The 21,824-nt window shown below is 55.1% G+C and carries 22 protein-coding genes; 10 read left to right on the forward strand and 12 right to left on the reverse strand.

Features of this window, described 5'->3' with window-relative positions:
* Nucleotides 1-49 precede the first annotated feature (49 nt).
* Genes entC through entH form a run of 5 tightly spaced genes read left to right on the forward strand, consistent with a single transcriptional unit; the run spans nt 50 to nt 4,884 of the window.
* Nucleotides 50-1,225, forward strand: coding sequence for an isochorismate synthase EntC (gene entC, locus OOJ60_RS00355; protein ID WP_205611745.1), 1,176 nt, complete (start codon nt 50-52; stop codon nt 1,223-1,225).
* A 9-nt stretch (nt 1,226-1,234) separates the two neighbouring features.
* Nucleotides 1,235-2,842, forward strand: a complete 1,608-nt coding sequence (gene entE, locus OOJ60_RS00360) for a (2,3-dihydroxybenzoyl)adenylate synthase EntE (RefSeq protein ID WP_042285617.1) — start codon at nt 1,235-1,237, stop codon at nt 2,840-2,842.
* Nucleotides 2,843-2,855: 13 nt separating this feature from the next.
* Complete coding sequence (locus OOJ60_RS00365) at nt 2,856-3,713, forward strand: isochorismatase (RefSeq protein WP_042285616.1); 858 nt, start codon at nt 2,856-2,858, stop codon at nt 3,711-3,713.
* Complete coding sequence (gene entA / locus OOJ60_RS00370) at nt 3,713-4,468, forward strand: 2,3-dihydro-2,3-dihydroxybenzoate dehydrogenase EntA (RefSeq protein WP_042285615.1); 756 nt, start codon at nt 3,713-3,715, stop codon at nt 4,466-4,468. The genes OOJ60_RS00365 and entA overlap by 1 nt, the downstream gene beginning before the upstream one ends.
* A gap of 2 nt (nt 4,469-4,470) precedes the next feature.
* Complete coding sequence (gene entH, locus OOJ60_RS00375; RefSeq protein WP_060568928.1) at nt 4,471-4,884, forward strand: proofreading thioesterase EntH; 414 nt, start codon at nt 4,471-4,473, stop codon at nt 4,882-4,884.
* Between the two features lie 37 nt (nt 4,885-4,921).
* On the opposite strand, the gene OOJ60_RS00380 is transcribed toward entH, so the two are convergent.
* Genes OOJ60_RS00380 through OOJ60_RS00390 form a run of 3 tightly spaced genes read right to left on the reverse strand, consistent with a single transcriptional unit; the run spans nt 4,922 to nt 7,232 of the window.
* Entirely contained in the window at nt 4,922-6,034 is a 1,113-nt protein-coding gene (locus tag OOJ60_RS00380; protein ID WP_205611746.1) for a M20 family metallopeptidase, read from the reverse strand.
* Between the two features lie 14 nt (nt 6,035-6,048).
* The gene (locus tag OOJ60_RS00385) at nt 6,049-6,513 is read right to left on the reverse strand and encodes a YjiG family protein (protein ID WP_060568926.1); all 465 of its coding nucleotides are present in this window, start codon (nt 6,511-6,513) and stop codon (nt 6,049-6,051) included.
* Nucleotides 6,513-7,232: a nucleoside recognition domain-containing protein gene (locus OOJ60_RS00390; protein ID WP_042285602.1), complete on the reverse strand. Its 720-nt coding sequence runs from the start codon at nt 7,230-7,232 to the stop codon at nt 6,513-6,515. The genes OOJ60_RS00385 and OOJ60_RS00390 overlap by 1 nt, the downstream gene beginning before the upstream one ends.
* Nucleotides 7,233-7,533: 301 nt before the next feature.
* On the opposite strand from OOJ60_RS00390, the gene cstA reads away from it, so the two are divergent.
* Both cstA and OOJ60_RS00400 read left to right on the forward strand, forming a co-directional pair.
* Nucleotides 7,534-9,639: a pyruvate/proton symporter CstA gene (cstA, locus tag OOJ60_RS00395; RefSeq protein WP_060568925.1), complete on the forward strand. Its 2,106-nt coding sequence runs from the start codon at nt 7,534-7,536 to the stop codon at nt 9,637-9,639.
* A 55-nt stretch (nt 9,640-9,694) separates the two neighbouring features.
* On the forward strand, nt 9,695-9,892 hold the full coding sequence (locus tag OOJ60_RS00400; RefSeq protein ID WP_042285592.1) for a YbdD/YjiX family protein: 198 nt from the start codon (nt 9,695-9,697) through the stop codon (nt 9,890-9,892).
* Nucleotides 9,893-9,966: 74 nt separating this feature from the next.
* Here OOJ60_RS00400 and OOJ60_RS00405 read toward each other — a convergent pair whose 3' ends face one another.
* The 4 genes from OOJ60_RS00405 to dsbG form a co-directional block, all read right to left on the reverse strand.
* The gene (locus OOJ60_RS00405) at nt 9,967-10,584 is read right to left on the reverse strand and encodes an IbrB-like domain-containing protein (RefSeq protein WP_042285588.1); all 618 of its coding nucleotides are present in this window, start codon (nt 10,582-10,584) and stop codon (nt 9,967-9,969) included.
* Nucleotides 10,569-11,792 (reverse strand): phosphoadenosine phosphosulfate reductase, encoded by a 1,224-nt coding sequence (locus tag OOJ60_RS00410; protein WP_042285585.1) that lies wholly within the window; start codon nt 11,790-11,792, stop codon nt 10,569-10,571. Before OOJ60_RS00410 ends, OOJ60_RS00405 begins: the two co-directional genes overlap by 16 nt.
* A gap of 150 nt (nt 11,793-11,942) precedes the next feature.
* Complete coding sequence (citR, locus tag OOJ60_RS00415) at nt 11,943-12,845, reverse strand: DNA-binding transcriptional repressor CitR (RefSeq protein ID WP_200033663.1); 903 nt, start codon at nt 12,843-12,845, stop codon at nt 11,943-11,945.
* A 204-nt stretch (nt 12,846-13,049) separates the two neighbouring features.
* Nucleotides 13,050-13,796, reverse strand: coding sequence for a thiol:disulfide interchange protein DsbG (gene dsbG / locus OOJ60_RS00420; protein WP_200033671.1), 747 nt, complete (start codon nt 13,794-13,796; stop codon nt 13,050-13,052).
* A 375-nt stretch (nt 13,797-14,171) separates the two neighbouring features.
* On the opposite strand from dsbG, the gene ahpC reads away from it, so the two are divergent.
* Nucleotides 14,172-14,735, forward strand: coding sequence for an alkyl hydroperoxide reductase subunit C (gene ahpC / locus OOJ60_RS00425; RefSeq protein ID WP_000052802.1), 564 nt, complete (start codon nt 14,172-14,174; stop codon nt 14,733-14,735).
* A 241-nt stretch (nt 14,736-14,976) separates the two neighbouring features.
* Complete coding sequence (gene ahpF, locus OOJ60_RS00430; RefSeq protein WP_042286200.1) at nt 14,977-16,542, forward strand: alkyl hydroperoxide reductase subunit F; 1,566 nt, start codon at nt 14,977-14,979, stop codon at nt 16,540-16,542.
* Nucleotides 16,543-16,618: 76 nt separating this feature from the next.
* Here ahpF and uspG read toward each other — a convergent pair whose 3' ends face one another.
* Nucleotides 16,619-17,047 carry a universal stress protein UspG gene (gene uspG, locus OOJ60_RS00435; protein WP_042285573.1) on the reverse strand — a complete coding sequence of 143 codons (429 nt, stop codon included), beginning with the start codon at nt 17,045-17,047 and terminating at the stop codon, nt 16,619-16,621.
* Nucleotides 17,048-17,271: 224 nt separating this feature from the next.
* On the opposite strand from uspG, the gene OOJ60_RS00440 reads away from it, so the two are divergent.
* Nucleotides 17,272-18,510, forward strand: coding sequence for a zinc-dependent alcohol dehydrogenase (locus tag OOJ60_RS00440; protein WP_042285569.1), 1,239 nt, complete (start codon nt 17,272-17,274; stop codon nt 18,508-18,510).
* Between the two features lie 3 nt (nt 18,511-18,513).
* Here the strand turns inward: OOJ60_RS00440 and yldA are convergent, their stop codons facing one another.
* From yldA to citT, 4 genes are all read right to left on the reverse strand, one after another.
* Nucleotides 18,514-18,603: a small membrane protein YldA gene (gene yldA / locus OOJ60_RS24710; RefSeq protein ID WP_275477531.1), complete on the reverse strand. Its 90-nt coding sequence runs from the start codon at nt 18,601-18,603 to the stop codon at nt 18,514-18,516.
* 230 nt (nt 18,604-18,833) lie between these two features.
* On the reverse strand, nt 18,834-19,244 hold the full coding sequence (gene rnk, locus OOJ60_RS00445; RefSeq protein ID WP_205611747.1) for a nucleoside diphosphate kinase regulator: 411 nt from the start codon (nt 19,242-19,244) through the stop codon (nt 18,834-18,836).
* A 182-nt stretch (nt 19,245-19,426) separates the two neighbouring features.
* Entirely contained in the window at nt 19,427-20,233 is an 807-nt protein-coding gene (rna, locus tag OOJ60_RS00450) for a ribonuclease I (RefSeq protein WP_205611748.1), read from the reverse strand.
* A gap of 115 nt (nt 20,234-20,348) precedes the next feature.
* Nucleotides 20,349-21,812, reverse strand: coding sequence for an anion permease (citT, locus tag OOJ60_RS00455; protein WP_205611749.1), 1,464 nt, complete (start codon nt 21,810-21,812; stop codon nt 20,349-20,351).
* Between the last annotated feature and the right edge of the window lie 12 nt (nt 21,813-21,824).

Here is a 21,824-nt window from a genome sequence, read left to right on the forward strand (position 1 = left end):
AATATAAATGATAATCATTATTAAAACCTTTATCATTTTGGAGGATGATATGGATACGTCACTGGCCGAGGAAGTACAGCAGACCATGGCAACACTTGCGCCCGATCGCTTTTTCTTTATGTCGCCGTACCGCAGTTTTACGACGTCAGGATGCTTCGCCCGTTTCAATGAACCTGCCGTCAACGGCGATTCGCCAGACAGTCCTTTCCAACAAAAATTACATAATCTGTTCGCCGATGCCAAAGCGCAGGGCATCGCTAAGCCGATAATGGTCGGCGCTATTCCGTTTGATACCCGCCAGCCTTCCGCGTTGTTTATCCCGGAGGCCTGGGAAACCTTCTCGCGACAGGAAAAACAGCAGGCCTCGCGTTATTTTACCGGTCATCAGTCGCTGAATGTGACCGAACGCAGGGCGATCCCGGAGCAGGACACCTTTGAACGTATGGTGGCGCGAGCCGCTGCGCTTACCGCCACGCCGGACGTTGATAAGGTTGTGCTGTCGCGCCTGATTGATATCACCGCCGACGCGGAGATCGACAGCGGCGCGCTGCTTGAACGTCTGGTGGCGCAAAACCCAGTTAGTTACAACTTCCATGTCCCGCTGGAGGACGGCGGGGTGCTGCTCGGCGCCAGTCCGGAGCTGCTGCTGCGCAAAGAGGGCGAGCGCTTCAGTTCGCTGCCGTTAGCCGGTTCCGCCCGTCGCCAGCCGGATGACGTGCTGGACAGGGAGGCGGGTAACCGTCTGCTGGCATCCGAGAAGGATCGCCATGAACACGATCTGGTGACCCAGGCGATGAAAACCGTTCTGCGCGATCGCAGCAGTGAACTGCATCTGCCGTCTTCGCCGCAGTTGATTACCACCCCGACGCTGTGGCACCTCGGCACGCCGTTTGAAGGTAAGGCGAACGCCGGAGAAAACGCCCTGACGTTGGCGTGCCTGCTGCATCCGACGCCGGCGCTGAGCGGCTTCCCGCATCAGGCGGCGATTAAGCTTATCGCTGAACTGGAACCGTTCGACCGTGACCTGTTTGGCGGCATTGTCGGCTGGTGCGACGCCGACGGAAACGGTGAGTGGGTGGTGACGATCCGCTGTGCGAAGCTGCATAAAAACAAGGTCCGCCTGTTTGCGGGCGCAGGAATTGTCCCGGCCTCTTCGCCGGTGGGGGAATGGCGTGAAACTGGCGTCAAGCTCTCCACCATGTTGAACGTTTTTGGATTGCATTAAGGAGCGATGATGAGCATTCCTTTCACCCGGTGGCCTGACGAGTTTGCCCGGCGTTACCGTGAAAAAGGGTACTGGCAGGATCTGCCGCTGACGGACATTCTGACCCGCCATGCGCAAAACGACAGTACGGCGGTGATCGACGGCGAGCGCCATTTGAGCTATCGCCAGTTGAATCAGGCGGCGGCGAATCTCGCCAGCAGTTTACGCCGTCAGGGCATCAAGCCGGGCGAAACCGCGCTGGTGCAACTGGGCAACGTGGCCGAACTGTATATCACTTTCTTTGCCCTGCTGGAGCTGGGCGTGGCGCCGGTCCTCGCCCTGTTCAGCCATCAGCGTACCGAACTGAACGCTTACGCGAAGCAGATAGAACCCGCGCTGCTGATTGCTGACCGCCAACACGCACTGTTTGCGGGCGATGATTTCCTGAATACCTTTGTGGCGGAGCACAACACTATTCGCGTGGTGCATCTGCTTAATGACCACGGCGAACATTGCCTGCAGGCAGCGATTGACACCCCGGCGGAGGCGTTTACCGCCACGCCGTCCCCTGCCGACGAGGTGGCTTATTTTCAGCTTTCCGGTGGTACCACCGGGACGCCGAAGCTGATCCCGCGAACCCATAATGACTACTACTACAGCGTGCGCCGCAGCAACGAAATCTGCCGCTTCACCGCGCAGACGCGTTTTTTATGCGCGATTCCGGCGGCGCACAATTATGCGATGAGTTCGCCGGGGTCGCTGGGCGTGTTTCTCGCCGGGGGAACCGTGGTGCTGGCGGATGATCCGAGCGCCACGCTGTGCTTTCCGCTGATCGAAAAACACCAGATTAACGCCACGGCGCTGGTGCCGCCTGCGGTCAGCCTGTGGCTTCAGGCAATTAACGAATGGGGCAGCAACGCGCAGTTGGCCTCGTTGCAACTGTTGCAGGTGGGCGGCGCGCGTCTGTCCGCGTCGCTGGCGGCCCGTATTCCGGCGGAGATCGGCTGTCAGCTCCAGCAGGTGTTTGGCATGGCGGAAGGGCTGGTGAATTACACCCGCCTTGACGACAGCCCGGAGCGAATCATCAACACCCAGGGACGTCCGATGTGCCCGGATGACGAAGTGTGGGTAGCGGACGCCGACGGTAATCCGCTGCCGCAGGGCGAGACCGGACGGCTGATGACCCGCGGTCCGTATACCTTCCGCGGTTACTTTAAAAGCCCTGAGCACAACGCCAGCGCATTTGACGCCAACGGGTTTTACTGTTCGGGCGACCTGATTTCCATCGATAAAGACGGATACATCACCGTTCAGGGACGAGAAAAAGATCAGATCAACCGCGGCGGCGAGAAGATCGCCGCAGAAGAGATCGAAAACCTGTTGCTGCGCCATCCGGCGGTAATCCATGCGGCGCTGGTCAGCATGGAAGATGAGCTAATGGGCGAGAAAAGCTGTGCGTATCTGGTGGTGAAAGAACCCCTGCGCGCCGTCCAGGTGCGTCGATTCTTGCGTGAGCAGGGCGTCGCGGAATTTAAGCTGCCGGACCGTGTAGAGACCGTCGAGGCGCTGCCTCTGACGCCGGTCGGTAAAGTCGATAAAAAACAATTACGTCAGTGGCTGGCTACGCGCACGGCCTGAAGGAGAACACGCAATGGCAATCCCAAAATTACAGGCATACGCGCTGCCGGGCGCGCAGGATATTCCGACCAACAAGGTGAACTGGGCCTTTGAACCCGAGCGCGCGGCGCTGTTGATTCACGATATGCAGGATTACTTTGTCAGCTTCTGGGGGGAAAACTGCCCGATGATGGCGCAGGTTATCGCCAATATCGCCGCCCTGCGGGAATACTGTAAAGCACATCACATTCCGGTCTATTACACCGCCCAGCCGAAAGAGCAGAGCGATGAAGACCGCGCGTTGCTCAATGATATGTGGGGGCCGGGCCTGACCCGTTCACCGGAGCAGCAAAAGGTGGTGGATCTGTTGACGCCGGATGAGGCTGACACGGTGCTGGTGAAATGGCGATACAGCGCGTTTCACCGTTCGCCGCTTGAACAAATGTTGAAGGAGACGGGGCGTAATCAGTTGATTATCACCGGCGTGTACGCGCATATCGGCTGCATGACCACCGCCACCGACGCCTTTATGCGTGACATCAAGCCGTTTATGGTGGCGGACGCGCTGGCGGACTTTAGCCGCGAAGAGCACCTGATGTCGCTGAAGTACGTCGCAGGGCGTTCCGGCCGGGTGGTGATGACGCAGGATCTGCTGCCCGCGCCAGTCCCAGCCAGCAAAGATGCGCTGCGCGCCCTGATCCTGCCGCTGCTGGATGAGTCCGATACGCCGATGGATGATGAGAACCTCATTGATTACGGTCTGGATTCGGTGCGGATGATGGCGCTGGCGGCGCGCTGGCGCAAAGTACATGGCGATATCGACTTCGTGATGCTGGCGAAAAATCCGACGATTGACGCCTGGTGGACACTGCTTTCACGCGAGGTGAAGTAATGGCCGGGTTTGACTTTCAGGGCAAAACGGTGTGGATTACCGGCGCCGGTAAGGGCATTGGTTATACGACCGCGCTGGCGTTTGCGAAAGCGGGCGCACAGGTCACCGGTTTCGACCGTGAATTCGCGCTGGACGACTACCCGTTCGTCACCGAAACGCTGGACGTGGCGAATGCAGGGCAAGTGGCCGAGGTGTGCCAGCGTTTACTGGCGCAAACCGAACGACTGGACGTGCTGGTGAACGCCGCCGGGATCCTGCGTATGGGGGCCACCGATGCGCTGAGCGCCGACGACTGGCAGCAAACCTTTGCCGTCAACGTCGGTGGGGCGTTTAATCTTTTTCAACAGACGATGGCGCAGTTTCGCCGCCAGCAGGGGGGAGCGATTGTCACCGTGGCGTCCGACGCCGCGCACACCCCGCGTATCGGCATGAGCGCCTACGGCGCGTCAAAAGCGGCGCTGAAAAGCCTGGCGCTGACCGTTGGGCTGGAGCTGTCGGGTAACGGTGTGCGCTGTAACGTGGTGTCGCCTGGCTCCACTGATACCGATATGCAGCGCACGTTATGGATTAGCGACGATGCTGAACAACAGCGCATTCGCGGCTTTGGCGAGCAGTTTAAGCTCGGTATTCCGCTGGGCAAAATCGCTCGTCCGCAGGAGATCGCTAATACCATTTTGTTCCTTGCTTCCGATCTGGCGAGCCATATCACGCTGCAGGACATCGTGGTGGACGGCGGTTCGACGCTGGGAGCATAACGATGATCTGGAAACGTCACTTAACGCTGGATGAACTGAATGCCACCAGCCAGAACACGATGGTGGCGCATCTGGGGATCCTCTACACCCGCCTGGGCGATGAGGTGCTGGAAGCGGAAATGCCAGTCGATGCCCGCACTCATCAGCCGTTTGGCCTGCTGCACGGCGGCGCGTCAGCGGCACTGGCGGAGACGCTGGGCTCGATGGCGGGCTATCTGATGACCCGGGACGGTCAGTGCGTAGTGGGGACCGAGCTGAATGCCACCCATCATCGTCCGGTCTCTCAGGGAAAAGTACGCGGCGTCTGTCAGCCGCTGCACCTGGGGCGCCAAAGTCAAAGCTGGGAGATTGTGGTGTTTGATGAGCAAGGTCGGCGTTGCTGCACTTGCCGGCTGGGAACCGCGGTGCTCGGTTAAGATAAATACCCCTCCCTGTGCAGAGAGGGGTTGACGCTTACAACTGCGACACGATGCGGCGTAATAAGCGGATCCGCGGCGCGATCGAGGCGATATCCAGCCATTCTGCCGGGCTGTGGAAACCCGCCCCGACCGGACCAAGACCGTCCAGCGTCGGAATGCCTAACGCGGCGGTATGGTTGGCGTCGCTGCCTCCACCGACGGCCTGCCAGGTAATCGCAATACCTTCTTCTTTACCCGCCTGCTCCACGAGGGCCATCAGCTCGCCCGTCGCTTCACTTGCCGCCATCGCCGGTTTGTGATTGACCTGAACGAGCGTGGTGGTGACTCCGTCAAGGAAGCCGCGCTCGCACATCTCCTGCAACGCCTGATGGACGCGGGCATCTTCGTCGTTTTGCCAGAAGCGTACGTCGAGTTCGGCAAAGGCGCTGTCCGGCACCACGTTAGCAGCGCTGCCGCCGCGAATGACCCCTACGTTAAGCGTCGTTCCGGTGCGGCTGTCGGCGAGGGCATTGATCGCGACAATACTGTTCGCCAGAGCGGTAATCGCCGAGCGTCCTTTTTCCGGTTCGTTACCTGCATGGGCGGCAACGCCGGTGAAGGTCAGGTGATAACCTGCCATTCCCTTACGCGCCTTCACCAGCGAGCCGTCGGCGCGCGCTGCTTCGCAGACCAGCACGCAGCGTGATTTTTTCGCCAGTTCGCCAATCCATTCGTGAGAATAGACGCTGCCGGTTTCTTCATCGGGATTCATGGCGACCGCGATGCTCAGGCGTTCGCGATGTTCCGGCGCCAGCGTGCGCATTGCCCAGAGGATGTTCAGCAGGCCGCTTTTCATGTCAGAGACGCCAGGACCATACAGTCGGTTTTCATCGCGGCTCATCGGGCGTTCGGCCACGGTGCCAGCCGGGAAAACGGTGTCCATATGCCCGACCATCAGCACGTCGAATTTTTCGGCACCCGGTTTATTGGTGACAAACAGGCCGGGACCGACCTTGTCGCCCAGATCGACGGACTCGACGTGCCAGCCCTCCTGCTGCCAGAGCTGGCGGATGATGCCGGCAACCTGCGCGACACCTTCAAGGGTGGCGGTGCCGCAGTCCACGTTGACCAGGGTTTCCAGTTCGGCAAAATACGTTTCAAGATCCATACATCGTCCTTAATTCAGAGAATGATGCGCATCAGCAGCATCGCGATAAAGGCGTTGACGATCGAAATGACGATCATCAGCGGAATGCGTTTGGCCTGGGTGCCAATCACCCCGAGGATACGGCCCAGATATTGCACCTGCGAGCCCATCAGATAGATAGCCGGGGCGAGGATCGCCAGATGTTCGCCGCTGATGATCCCCTTATCGAACAAACCGATAGCGACGCCAATGCCGCCGCCCATCGACATCCAGCCGCCGATCAGCACGGCGGCGGCTTCGCCGGGTAAACCAAACAGCCCCATCAGCGGAGCGAAGATCATGCCCATGCCTTTCAGCGCGCCGGTGATCTCCAGCGCCTTGATGATAATGAAGGCCATCACGACATTGGGCAATGTGCTGCTGGTGGCGATGTTCCAGCCTTTACGCGCGCCTTCAACGAAGACATCGGTAATAACCGGTTTAGCATTTTGGGCGCTCATCAGGCTTCTCCTTTTTCCGCGGTGACGGCAGGGGCTTTTTTCCCGCTGAACGTCAGGATCAGGCGCATCAGGTTGGCGCCGAAAATTTTCATCACGAACATCACCATGATGCAAACGCCGATAGACGTTGGGACCGCGGGCGTACCGTCCATCGCCATCAGCGTGAACAGGATCGCGCCGGAGGAGAAGAAGTTCGTGATCATTGCGCCGGCGGAAAACTGGAACATCGCGAAGATATCTTTCTCTTTTTCCGTAATCTGTCCTTCATCGGACAAATTGCGGGTCAGTGAAGCTCCTACGTCAGTGCTTTGCAGGCTGCCGATCATCGCCAGTCCGGTGTTGCCAGGGATCCCCAGCAGCGGGCGCAGCAAGGGCGTTAACAGGCGGCGCGCGGCGCGCAACGCGCCATAATGCTCCAGTACGTTGATCATGCCGAGGGCGAACATCACCGCCGGAATGAGGCCCAATGCGAATAAAAAGCCGTCCATCGCGCCGTTCCCCCCCACGCCGCGAAAGGCGCTGGTGGTGGTGGTGATCGCGTCGCCTTGCTGACTCACGCCGCTCACGACGCGTCCGAACGCGCCGTTGAGCGTGGTGAAGTCAAAGACCCCATACCACTCTTTTCCACCCAATAACCCGGAAAAAAAGACGGCGGCAAACGCCAGGGCGAAATACGCGCCGGGTCCTGTTCTTTGTTCCTTTACCTCTGTACTACTCATTTCCTTCTCCTTGTAGATATGCGTTTAGCCCACTTATTCTGACGATGTAAGCAATTAAAAAGATGATTCAAATCATTTCATTGGCGGCTACAACGGTGAGGAAACAAAAATTGTGAGCTGTAAAAAAAGTTTCACTTTTTGTGCGGTTTTCCTGCGGATAGTGATCCGCTTAACAATGCAATGTAAATATCAGGTGATGGTTCAGGTTTATTAGGTTGTCAGGTTGTTAAAACTGAAAAAGATGTTATAGAAACAAAATGTAACATCTCACTTCTCTGGAACATGCAAACGGATAACAACCATGAATAAATCAGGGAAATACCTCGTCTGGACAGTGCTCTCGGTTATGGGGGCGTTCGCTCTGGGCTACATTGCATTAAACCGTGGGGAACAGATCAACGCGCTATGGATCGTGGTGGCGTCGGTCTGCGTCTATCTCATTGCCTACCGTTTTTACGGCCTGTACATTGCCAAAAATGTGCTGGCGGTTGACCCGACGCGCATGACGCCCGCCGTGCGTCATAACGACGGGCTGGACTATGTGCCGACCGACAAAAAAGTGCTGTTCGGTCACCATTTTGCGGCGATTGCCGGGGCAGGGCCGCTGGTGGGGCCGGTGCTGGCGGCGCAGATGGGTTATCTACCGGGAATGATCTGGCTGCTGGCCGGGGTGGTACTCGCCGGGGCGGTGCAGGACTTTATGGTGCTGTTTGTCTCGACCCGGCGCGACGGGCGTTCGCTCGGCGAACTGGTGAAAGAGGAGATGGGGCCGACCGCCGGGGTCATTGCGCTGGTGGCCTGTTTTATGATCATGGTGATCATCCTCGCGGTGCTGGCGATGATTGTGGTGAAAGCGCTGACTCACAGCCCGTGGGGGACGTATACCGTGGCGTTCACCATTCCGCTGGCTATCTTCATGGGGATTTATCTGCGCTATCTCCGTCCGGGACGCATTGGCGAAGTGTCGGTGATTGGGCTGGTATTCCTGGTGTTTGCCATTATCTCCGGCGGCTGGGTCGCGGAAAGCCCAACCTGGGCGCCATACTTTGACTTTACCGGCGTACAGTTGACCTGGATGCTGGTGGGGTACGGCTTCGTGGCGGCGGTGCTGCCGGTGTGGCTGCTGCTGGCGCCGCGTGATTATCTCTCCACCTTCCTGAAGATCGGCACCATTGTTGGCCTGGCGGTAGGGATTTTGATCATGCGCCCAACCCTGACCATGCCTGCGCTGACCAAATTTGTTGACGGTACGGGGCCAGTCTGGACCGGTAACCTGTTCCCGTTCCTGTTTATTACCATTGCCTGCGGCGCGGTGTCCGGGTTCCATGCGCTGATCTCCTCGGGCACCACGCCGAAGATGTTGGCGAACGAAGGACAGGCCTGCTTTATCGGCTATGGTGGGATGCTGATGGAATCCTTTGTGGCCATCATGGCGCTGGTTTCCGCCTGCATCATCGATCCGGGCGTCTACTTCGCAATGAACAGCCCGATGGCGGTTCTGGCCCCAGCCGGTACCACGGACGTGGTAGCGTCTGCCGCGCAGGTGGTCAGCAGTTGGGGTTTTGTGATTACGCCGGATACGCTGAACCAGATCGCGAACGAGGTCGGCGAGCAGTCGATCATTTCCCGTGCGGGCGGCGCCCCGACGCTGGCGGTGGGGATGGCGTACATTCTCCACGGTGCGCTGGGCGGGATGATGGATGTCGCCTTCTGGTATCACTTCGCGATTCTGTTTGAAGCGCTGTTTATTCTCACTGCGGTGGACGCCGGGACGCGCGCTGCACGCTTTATGTTGCAGGATCTGCTGGGCGTGATCTCGCCGGGGCTGAAGCGTACCGATTCGCTGCCCGCTAACCTGCTGGCGACGGCGCTGTGCGTACTGGCCTGGGGTTACTTCCTGCATCAGGGGGTCGTCGACCCGCTCGGCGGCATTAACACCCTGTGGCCGCTATTTGGTATCGCCAACCAGATGCTGGCGGGCATGGCGCTGATGCTTTGTGCGGTGGTGTTGTTCAAGATGAAGCGCCAGCGTTATGCATGGGTGGCGCTGGTGCCCACCGCGTGGCTGCTGATTTGTACTCTGACCGCCGGCTGGCAGAAAGCCTTCAGTCCGGATGCGAAAGTGGGCTTCCTGGCGATCGCCAATAAGTTCCAGGCGATGATCGACAGCGGCAATATTCCGGCGCAGTACACCGAATCGCAGCTGGCGCAGTTGGTATTTAATAACCGTCTGGATGCCGGGTTGACGATCTTCTTTATGGTGGTGGTTGTGGTGCTGGCGCTGTTCTCCATCAAGACCGCGCTGGCGGCGCTGAAGGTGGACACGCCGACGGCGAAAGAAACGCCGTACGAGCCGATGCCGGAAAACGTGGATGAGATCGTCGCGCAGGCGAAAGGCGCGCACTAAGTTATGCATCACCCTCTCCCGCACCGGGGGAGGGTGTTTCTGTTAAGGGGGAATGATGTTTGATACGCTTTCGAAAGCCGGTAAATATCTGGGGCAGGCGGCGAAGCTGATGATTGGCGTACCGGATTATGACAACTATGTTGAGCATATGCGGGTGACGCATCCTGAGCAGACGCCGATGACCTATGAAGAGTTTTTCCGCGAGCGTCAGGATGCGCGATACGGCGGGAAGGGCGGCGCGCGCTGCTGCTGATGCTCATCCTGATTTCTGTGGCTGGGGCTGTGACTTCCTGCGCCTTGTAGGATACTGAGCATCAGTCGTTCTGCTTATTTCACCGTCCAGGCCTTCGAGAATCGACGATTGGCGAACAGCTCCTGCAGACCGTTGATCTGTTTCAGGCGCAGCACTTCATCGTCGTCCATGCCCAGCTCTTTGCCTATTTTAGCGTCATCCCAGCCCAGTAACGCCAGTTCGCGGACAATTTCTGACATCGCGTGGATCTGATGCCGCCCCCTTGCCCGGTTATGGCGAATGGTGGCCGCCATCCGATCGTGGCGTTCGCCTTCCAGGCAGGTAATGGGTAAATACCCTTTCAGCCGCGTTTTTAGCGCCGCCCGGCCTTTGCCCAGCTCGTGACGGTGAAAGCCATCGACAATTTCATACTCTTCTTCACTGGCCTGAGACACCACAATGGGTTGGGTGAAGCCATCCTCTTCAATGGATTTCAGCAGCAGTTTCTTTTCCGGTGGCGCGACGGTATTGGGGTTGTAATCATTGGGCGCGATATGCTCGTTTTTGATCCATAAAACGCAGTCTACCGGTTGGTCGCGAAACGGGCTGACGCGATGAATGGCCATTCTGAATTCGTTGATGGCTTTAATGCGCTCTTCTTCGGACAACGCAGAAAGAAAGTGCGTGAGTTCCTGTGTTAGTCGTTGTTGCATAAAATTCCCCACTCTTTACGTTTTGCTTTCATGCGATCGCTGTAACGTTGGTAACTCTTTGGCTTCGTCGGACTGAAAGAGAGCGCCCGACACCAGTAATCATTATTCAGTAAAACCTTACAGATGCGCCGCCAGGACGGAATGTCTTTCGCGCCAATATCACCCGCCTGGGTTTCCGGGATCTCCCCGTCACCTTTTTTCTTATACCACTGCAAATAGACGGCGATTTTGTTTCGGTAATGCTCTGCCGTTTTCTCCGGCATGCTTTGCAAGAGCAGCATGGCATACTGCTGCCAGCTTAAATGGTCGGGCTTGAGGATCTTCCGATGCCCGTAAAAATGATTGTTTTGTCCGGCGTATATTCCGCCGCTTCTGACGCCGCTGACGCGTTCACACATAAGCGCCCATCTTTCAGGTTCAATAACATGATACAGCCACAGTCCCTGTCGTTGTTCAGGGCCAAACGGTTCGCAAATGCGCATATAGCGAGCCGGAACGCCAGCCTGATACATCAGGTTATAAAGCGGATTGCAGGGCAGTTTTGTTTGTGCGAACCAGGTCCAGATATCCGCGGTTTTCCAGTCATATATCGGGTAGATATACCAGGTGTGTCCGCCCGGCGCGGCGGTGGTCCAGGGTTTATCATCGGCAAAACGTTGCTTACTCAGGCTGGCGATGGCGACAAAACGGTTATAAGACTCGTCTGCACGAATACCGACCATCATGGCGGCCGGGCGTTTATTAGAAAACCAGTCGGCGAATTCGCGTACGAATTGTTCAAACGTCATCCCGGACTGATAGAAGGAAAAATAGCCCGGGTCGGTAATCGCATCCGGCGGCGGCTGGCGCACCCAGCGGGTATTGGGTTCCCAGCATTGCCATTCTGGCTGGAATTGTGAGAGTGAATTTTGCGTTGTCAGGGGCAACGCCACCCAATAGAAATGCTCAATGACGTCGGAATATGTCTGGCGCAGTGCGTCAATATAGTCGATGGTGCAGGAAAACTGCGCCTCCCAGTCAATAAACAGTATGCTAATTTTTTTGTTTAACTTGCGTGCAAGCTGTGCAGTTAAATGCAGCATGAGCCCGGAATCTTTCCCGCCTGAAAATGAGACACAGACGCGTGGAAGATTCTCAAGGGTCCATGATATTCGTTCTTCTGCGGCTTCAAGAACGTTTTGATCTAAAGGAATCTTATAAACAGACATATAAAGCCTATCCCTGAACGGTAATATCAATAACATAATACAATAAGTATTATATACGATAGGCCGTTTGAGGGATTGTGCAAAATTCATATTTATTATGAATGTATTAGTGCTAAGTATTTATATAACAAATACTTAGCACTCAAAATCTTAAGCGTCATTATTCATCCGTGAAATCATCTCCGAAAACATCTTATTATTCATTGAGGAACGGTTATATAAGTAATAAAGCTGAACAGGTGGGATCGCAAATGGATAATTGATTCGTTTGAATTGTAATAATGGTTGATAGAAATCGAATATGACTCTGGGTATAAAACCAATAATGTCAGTTGAAGAAATAACGTTTGCAATAGCAATTAGTGACTGGCTACGAAAACCAATTTTTCTCCCCTTAATAATATTCTCGGGATGTAGTTGATATTCTTTCACACCTGGATCATCATGGAGAAACAGCGTGAATTGTTCTTCTAAAATGTCTTCCAGGGAGGACTTTTCATTAATGCGAGGATGATCTTTGCTGCATACCAGAATGCAATCTACAGGATTAAAAGGTTTGCAAATAACTGAACGATTGTTCACTGGGTATAAAGAAATGACCAGGTCAGCTTTACGATAGGCTAATAAATCTTCAGCCGACTCTTTGCTGGTGAGAATATCATGGTGTTCAATTTCTATGTTCGTATTCTGACGAACTTTCTTTATTAAATCCATAATACTTTCAGAAATAAGGAGTTGGGGGCCATAGATTATAAATCTTTTCCTGATTTCTGTTTCATGCATGATATTTATCGTCTGCTCAAGACTGTTTAGATTATTTTCCAGGTGGTGATGCAAGTTAATCCCCATTGTTGTGGGGGTAATGCCTTTACCAGCACGGATAAATAACGGATCGTTTAACTGCGTCCGCAACCGCTGTAGCGACTGGCTCACCGCTGAAGGCGTGATGTAAAGCGTTTCAGCCGCCTTACTGATGCTGAGATGCTGATAAATACATTCAAAAATAACCAACAGGTTAAGATCGAATTTTTTGAGATCGTAAAGGTTAGCCATGTTTTTTTCCTGTTTCCATTTCTAAGATGAAATTATCTGTTGCATGAATGTTTTAGGTGTTGTCACTGAATACAATTTTTCAATGCAAACTTAAAGTGACTTTTAGTATGGCTAAAGTAACACATTCCATTTTTTTTTGGAGAAGAAATTAAGAAGTATTGAGGGCGATTATGGTCAATTTAATTTTAATCACCCCACAAAATGTTAATGACTTTTCATCATGGTTTCCAGTTGCGCGTTATCAGGTAAACCGACGACCTGCTGCAGCACATTGTCCTTATTCATATAATAGATAGCAGGCGTCACGTTTGCGCCCAGATCGTCCATGATTTTTTGATGCATATTCAGGATCTTCATTTGTTCAGGCGGGACGGAGGCCGGCACGTTAAGTGGCATTTTGCCCCCCGAGGCTTCATAGTCATGCCAGACTTTAGCCGGATCTTTTGCCGCCAGAATGGCGGCGGCGGTCGCCGGGCTTTCCGGCTTAATGACCCCGACAAGCAAAGTACGTAGCTGCACTTTTCCGGATTCCACCCACGGGCGGGCCTGTTGCCAGAACTGTTTACAGTACGGGCAGAAGGGATCGGCAAAGACGTACAGCACCACCGGCGCATCTTTTTTGCCATCCAGCAGCCACGTGGCTTTTTCCATCCGCTGCCAGATTTCCCGGCCAGCCGGGGCATAAATCTCTTTCTCGATCAGTTGATTGCTCAGATTGTCGCCTTTTTCATTGTACATATAACCCGAAATCGCCTGTTTTCCGTCCGGCGTCAGGTAGATAGTCACCCCCATGTCCTGGTATTTTCCCAGATACCCTTTCATCCCACCCGGCGCGTCGAAAGACTTGATGATAGTAATGCCTTGTTTTTCGATGGCTTTAACCGGCGCCGGAAGCTCTTCGCCATGAGCGAGAAAGGGCAGCAGGGTGAGCAGAAGCGTGCGTTTAAACATTTTTATTCCTTATAAATCCAATGCGTTACGAGCATGATGGGCAAACCTATCACAGCCATAGGCAACATCTCGGAGGGAACGATTGCCCTTTTCCCGGTAGGGTGTTGTAATCCTTTTCGCTGTTACAGCCTTTGTTAAGGTAATGTAGAGCGCAACACTTAGCCAGTTTCACTGGCGCTGAAGTTACCTACGGGTAGTTCAGGTAACGGGGCCGCCTGCGAAGGCGGCCCTTTTTACGTTGGATTGTTCAGGTTCACCACGTTGGTGAGAGAAGGTTGTTAGCTAACGCTTATTGATTTGATAAAGGAAACGCATTAGCCCTGTCAGTCATTTTTCGTTACCTTACAACTCAACGAAAACACGGAGGAAGTACAGATGTCCTTGATTAACACTAAAATTAAACCTTTTAAAAACCAGGCGTTCAAAAACGGTGAATTCATCGAAGTTACCGAAAAAGATACCGAAGGCCGCTGGAGCGTGTTCTTCTTCTACCCGGCTGACTTTACCTTCGTATGCCCGACTGAACTGGGTGACGTTGCAGACCATTATGAAGAACTGCAGAAGCTGGGCGTAGACGTTTACTCTGTGTCTACTGACACCCACTTCACCCACAAAGCATGGCACAGCAGCTCTGAAACCATCGCGAAAATCAAATATGCGATGATCGGTGACCCGACTGGCGCCCTGACCCGTAACTTCGACAACATGCGTGAAGACGAAGGTCTGGCAGACCGCGCGACGTTTGTTGTTGACCCGCAGGGTATCATCCAGGCGATCGAAGTTACCGCTGAAGGTATCGGCCGTGACGCATCTGACCTGCTGCGCAAAATCAAAGCTGCCCAGTACGTTGCTGCTCACCCAGGCGAAGTGTGCCCGGCGAAATGGAAAGAAGGCGAAGCGACGCTGGCTCCATCCCTGGACCTGGTGGGTAAAATCTAAATTTCCGTCGTCTTTCACGCCATAGCTGCGTTGGCGTCGCCTGCTCACCCCGGTCACTGACTTCAGTAAGCACCCGGGGTTTCTCAGGCTAGCCGCCTTGCTGTGACGCAAAATACTTTGGAAATTGTTTCAGTCATGGGCGCGCCTGCGCCCATTTCATTCCAGCACCATGACGCAAGTTGCATTCAGGCGGCCCGTTTAAGGCAGCTTGCATGATGATGTTTTCAGAGAGGGAAGAATGATGCTCGACACAAATATGAAAACCCAGCTCAAGGCTTACCTTGAGAAACTCACTAAACCTGTTGAGCTGATTGCCACGCTGGATGACAGCGCTAAATCGGCAGAAATCAGGGAACTACTGGCTGAAATCGCCGAACTGTCGCCGAAGGTGACGTTCAAAGAAGAGAACAGTCTGCCGGTGCGTAAGCCGTCTTTCCTGATTACCAACCCAGGTTCTGACCAGGGACCACGTTTCGCAGGTTCTCCGCTGGGCCACGAGTTTACCTCTCTGGTGCTGGCGCTGCTGTGGACCGGCGGTCATCCGTCGAAGGAAACGCAGTCTCTGCTGGAGCAGATCCGCGATATCGATGGCGAGTTTGAATTCGAAACCTATTATTCGCTTTCCTGCCATAACTGCCCGGACGTGGTGCAGGCGCTGAACCTGATGGCGGTGCTGAACCCGCGTATTAAGCACACGGCGATTGACGGCGGCACCTTCCAGAACGAGATCACCGATCGCAACGTGATGGGCGTACCGGCGGTCTTTGTTAATGGTAAAGAGTTCGGTCAGGGGCGTATGACGCTGGCGGAAATCGTCGCTAAAGTGGATACCGGCGCAGAAAAACGCGCAGCCGAAGAACTGAACAAGCGCGACGCTTATGATGTGTTGATTGTCGGCTCCGGCCCGGCGGGCGCGGCAGCAGCGGTTTATTCCGCGCGTAAAGGTATTCGTACCGGCCTGATGGGCGAACGTTTCGGTGGTCAGGTGCTCGACACGGTAGACATTGAAAACTACATCTCCGTACCGAAAACCGAAGGCCAGAAACTGGCGGGCGCGCTGAAGGCGCACGTCAGCGATTACGATGTTGATGTGATCGACAGCCAGAGCGCCAGCAAACTGGTTCCGGCAGCCGTTGAAGGCGGGTTACACCAGATTGAAACGGCGTCCGGCGCGGTGCTGAAAGCGCGCAGTATCATCATTGCGACGGGTGCGAAATGGCGCAACATGAATGTGCCGGGTGAAGATCAGTATCGCACTAAAGGCGTCACTTACTGCCCGCACTGTGACGGCCCGCTGTTTAAAGGCAAGCGTGTCGCGGTGATTGGCGGCGGTAACTCCGGCGTTGAAGCGGCGATTGACCTCGCGGGCATCGTTGAACATGTTACGTTGCTTGAGTTTGCGCCTGAAATGAAGGCAGACCAGGTGTTGCAGGATAAAGTCCGCAGCCTGAAAAATGTCGACATTATTCTGAACGCGCAGACCACGGAAGTAAAAGGCGACGGTTCGAAAGTGGTTGGTCTGGAATACCGCGACCGCGTCAGCGGTGATGTTCACAGCGTTGAGCTGGCGGGGATTTTCGTGCAGATTGGTCTGCTGCCGAACACCAACTGGCTGGAAGGCGCCATCGAGCGTAACCGTATGGGTGAAATCATCATCGATGCGAAATGCGAAACAAACGTGAAAGGCGTGTTCGCTGCCGGCGACTGCACCACGGTGCCGTACAAGCAGATCATCATCGCGACCGGCGAAGGGGCAAAAGCGTCACTGAGTTCCTTTGACTACCTGATCCGCACGAAAACGGCATAAAAAGAAAGTAAGACGATACCTGCAATAAGAAAGCCCTGCCGAAAGGCAGGGCTTTATCGTTTATGAAGCGGTGAGTTTAACGTACGACCAGCACCGGCAGCGTTGCATGGCGCACGACGCTGGAAGCGTTAGATCCCAGCAGGTGCGTGGTGATCGACGGGTTACGTGAACCAATCACCACCACATCCGCATCCAGTTCTTCACCCAGCTCATTGACCACGTCGCGGACGCTGCCGAAGCGGACGTGCTGCTTAATACGTGACGGATCAATGCTGAAGTGCCCGACCATGGTCTGCAGTCGGGTCTCGGCTTCGTGCTGCAGATGCTCTTCGAAGCGACGAACGTCGGCGGCAAAACGATGCAGGCTCAGGCTGGCAGAGCCTGGCAATACATGTAACAAATGAATCACGCCATCCTGCTGCGCCAGAAACTCAGCGTGGCGGATCGCCTTGTCGCTTAGCTCCATTTCAAAAACATCAACCGGCATAATGATCGTCTTATACATACCCGTTTCTCCCTGTTAATGAATACTCAAATCATTCAAGCATATAATAATATTTCTTTCTGCTCTTTGTCTGGCACTTTTTCACTTCGTCCTGTTTCTTTAGCGAAAATGCCCCGCGCGTGCAGCCAGGAATAATCCCAAAGGCGCGCTGCGTGACGGCTTTTCCCCGCTGATGGCTACCCTTTAGAGATGCGCCGATTTTAAAACCCTGTACCGGAGGTTATATGAAAGCACTGACGTACCACGGTCCGCATCATGTTCAGGTTGAAAATGTTCCCGATCCCATTATTGAGCAACCTGACGATATCATCCTGCGAATTACCGCGACCGCCATCTGCGGTTCCGATCTCCACCTGTATCGCGGGAAGATACCTCAGGTTAAGCATGGCGATATTTTTGGCCATGAGTTCATGGGAGAAGTGGTTGAGACCGGTCGCGACGTAAAGACCCTGAAGAAGGGCGAACGGGTCGTGATCCCTTTTGTGATCGCCTGCGGCGACTGTTTTTTTTGCCGTTTGCAGCAATATGCCGCCTGTGAAAACACCAACGCCGGCAAGGGCGCGGCGCTGAATAAAAAACAGATCCCGCCGCCGGCCGCGCTGTTTGGCTACAGCCACCTTTACGGCGGGGTGCCGGGCGGACAGGCTGAGTATGTTCGCGTACCGAAAGGCAACGTCGGGCCGTTTAAGGTTCCGCCTTTGCTGTCTGACGACAAAGCGCTGTTTCTGTCGGATATCCTGCCTACCGCCTGGCAGGCGGCGAAGAATGCGCAAATCCAGAAAGGTTCGAGCGTGGCGGTCTTTGGCGCTGGCCCCGTCGGGCTACTGACCATCGCCTGTGCGCGGCTGCTGGGCGCCGAGCAAATTTTTATCGTCGATCACCATCCCTACCGACTGCGTTTCGCCGAAGCGCGTTACGGCGCGATCCCGATTAATTTTGACGATCATAACGATGCGGCGGAGCTGATTATTGAGCAAACCGCGGGGCATCGCGGCGTGGATGCGGTGATTGACGCCGTGGGTTTTGAAGCCAAAGGCAGCACCACGGAAACGCTGCTGACCAACCTGAAGCTCGAGGGCAGCAGCGGGAAAGCATTGCGCCAGTGTATTGCTGCGGTAAGGCGTGGCGGGATTGTCAGCGTGCCGGGCGTTTACGCCGGATTCATCCACGGCTTCTTGTTTGGCGATGCGTTTGATAAAGGGCTGAGCTTTAAAATGGGGCAAACTCACGTCCATGCCTGGCTGGGCGAGCTGCTGCCCTTAGTGGAAAAAGGACTGCTCAAGCCGGAAGAAATCGTCACTCACTATATGCCGTTTGAAGACGCAGCTCGCGGGTATGAGATCTTCGAAAAACGTCAGGAAGAGTGCCGAAAAGTCATCCTGGTGCCGGGCGCGCAAAGCGCAGAGTCGGCGCAGAAAACGGTGAAAGGGCTGGTGAATGCGATGCCAGGCGGCGTTATCTGACCCTTACCAGCGCTTTTCCAGATACAGGACTGCCGCGATGACGATTGCCGCCATCACGAAAAACCCCAGCAGTATCGCAAAAGTCTCGTTCATGACTGTACCTGCCGGTGAAACCGATTGATAGCCTGTCCCGTCGGGCTATTTCATTTGCCCTTTGGAACCGGGCAGTGCGCAATCTGGCGGCGCTAAAGACGCCGACTGAAACCGGCTCTAAGTATGGATCGGGCGGTGAAAGGATGAACCAGGAAGAAGGGATGATTTTCGGAAAGAGGATGCAGGGCATCCTCTGGGTAAAGCGGAAAATCGCTTATGCAGATGAGGGATTAACGCAAATAGTCGCCTGCGGCTTCTGGCTGGTATTCCAGTTCGAGCACTTCAAGGTGCGTGGAGGCGCCGCCCGGCAGTTCCCAGTGAATGCTGTCGCCGACGCGCAGGCCAAGCAGCGCCGCGCCCACGGGCGCCATCACCGAAAGCTGGGTATTACTGTCGGTCATTGCCGCAGGATAAACCAGCGTGCGCACGCGAATTTCGCCATTACTCAGATCGCGGAATTTCACCCGACTGTTCATGGTGACGACGTCAGGCGGCATAGTTTCTGGCGAACACATCTGGGCACGATCCAGCTCGGCATTTAACGTGTCAGCAATGGGTAAGTCAGCATACGCGGGCTGCTCCAGCAGGCGATCGATGCGTTCTGCGTCAAGGTCGTTAATGATGATAGTTGGTCTGGACATTTTTACTCCATGTCGTCAGTACTGCGTTTTGCCGCAGGTATAGATTCCCAAAAGAAAACCCTCACCGTCAGGCGGCGAGGGTTTAACTCTCCTGATGATACTGAGACTTCCGTGCACTTTGAAGTGATTTAGCTCACATTCAGGCAATTACCTGGTTGCTTACGGCTTCACGGAATTCTCGGCTAATACCCCACCTTGTCGAGAATAAAGTCTTTGCCGCAGTTTCCCGGATGCGGTTGCGGGGCGAAAGAGTCTGCCGTCAGCGGCGCGTTGATGGCACTGGCTTTCAGTGAAAACTGGATTTCGGTTAAATACGCAGGATTGCCCTGACAGCTTAGCTTCACTGCTTTGCTATTTTCTTTACCCCAGCGTCTGGCAAACGCCGCGTCGAACGCGCTGCGGCTGACACGTTGACCATAATGGTCGGCGAGGAAGGTTCCCAGCTCGCTGCTTTTGATCTCTTTATTCAGACGCACCATTGTGCCGAAGTAAGCATCCGGATCAAAGCCGAAGCAGGCGCCGTGTTTGGCGTACTCGTAGCGCTCAAGGCAGGAGCGTCCACCGGCGCCCGGCATCACTTCGCTCAGTTTGGCGGCGCTTTCCAGCGACAGGCCGGTTTCCGGCGCCGCGCATTTGCGGCTGGCGCGCGCTTCCGGCAGATTAGGGATTGGACGCGTGGCGCAGCCAAACCGCATCCAGCGCCGTTCATCCACCCCGCGCGAGGCCACGGACTTCGGCAACCCTGGCCATAAACCGTGAACCGTCAGGAAATCAGCCTTATTGGCGGTCTCTTTTTGCAGGCGGCACTCGTCAGGTTCGCGGCGGTTGCGCTCATGCTGGCTCTGGCAAAATCCGGTTTGCCAGGAGAGCGCCAGCACGTAGCGATCAAAATCGCCATACTGTTTTGCCTGAAGCGGTTCGGCGAACGCCGATGAAAAAGGAAGCAGGGTTGCAGCCAGAAGAACAGATTTTTGCCAGATTGGTTTCATGGTGAGCGTGGGACTTATATAAAAACTGAATAGTCTCTATTTAACCATAAAAAAGCCCGCCGGGTATGATTACCGGGCGGGCGGTGGGGTTATTCCGTTTTCTCGCGTGGAAAAATCAGTTCCACATAGCCAGTATCGGCCAGCCAACCAGCAGCAGCATCGCGATGTAAATCACCCCGAAGATTGCGCCAAGACGCCAGTAATCTTTAGATTTCACGTAGCCACAGCCGTAGATGATGACGCCAGGGCCCGTTGCATACGGGGTCAGGCAGCCCATGATACCGATGGACAGCACCAGCAGAAGACACAACTGCTCCATAGGAACGCCCGGAATGCCTTTACCAATCGCCAGGATCACGGGCAGCATGGTGGCGGTATGCGCCGACAGACTGGCAAACAGGTAGTGGGCAAAGTAGAACACCAGTACCAGTACAATGATCGTCGCATTAGGCGAGAAGCCTTCCAGATGCGCGCTCATGGTGTTTGCAAACCAGTCGATGAAGCCAGAACGGGTCAGGCCGTTTGCCATCACCACCAGGGTGGCGAGGTTAACCAGGGTATTCCACGCGCTATTATATTTGGTGATATCTTTCCACGGCACTACGTGCAGCGCCAGCATCAGCGATACCGCCAGCAAACCTACTGCGGTGGCGTTAATCACTTTCCCGCCAAACACCCACAGGCCTAAGCTCAGCAGAACCAGGCCGATCAGCGTCCACTCTTTGCGGGTCAGACGCCCCATGGTTTTCAGTTCATCGCCCGCCCAGGTTGCTACTTCCGCACTGTGCGTCACTTCCGGCTTGTACAGAACGTAAGAGAGCCATGGCGCAACGATCAGCAAAATGATGCCGACTGGCAGGAAGCCGAGGAACCACTGCAACCAGCTGATCTGCACGCCCGCGATTTTGCTGACGAACTCCAGACCCAGCACGTTTGGCGCCGCGCCGGTGACAAACATAGAGGAGCTCAGGCTGGTACTGATCACCATCATCCACATCAAATAGCCGCCAATACGACGCGCTGACGGATCGTTCGGGAACGATTTAAACAGCGGCGGCAGGTTTTTGATCACCGGGAACACGGTGCCGCCGGTACGGGCGGTATTGGACGGCGTAAACGGCGCCAGCAGGATGTCGATGATGACAATCGCATAGCCCAGGGTCAGGGTGCGTTTACCCATGAACTTCACCAGGAACAGCGCGATCCGGCGACCGAGGCCGGTCACTTCATAGCCCAGCGCGAAGATAAACGCGCCGAACACCAGCCAGACGGTGGTACTGGAGAAGCCTGCCAGCCCCCATTTCAGCGCCTGTTTACCGGCGTTAAAGGAAGGATCGGCCAGTTCTGTGGCATCAAACAGCAGGTAATGGCTGCCAATGACGCAGATGGTGACGGCAATAAAGCTGATCGCGGTAGCCGGAATAGGCTCCAGGATCATCCCGACAATCATCGCCACGAAGACGGCGAAGTAGTGCCATGCCTGAGGGGGCATACCGTCCGGAACAGGGATAAGAAACATGACGCCCATGACGATTAGAGGCGCCAATAATTTCCATATATTATCTTTAGATAAAGACATAAGTGCTTCTCC

This window comes from Citrobacter sp. R4, assembly GCF_026719175.1.
GTDB lineage: Bacteria > Pseudomonadota > Gammaproteobacteria > Enterobacterales > Enterobacteriaceae > Citrobacter_A > Citrobacter_A sedlakii.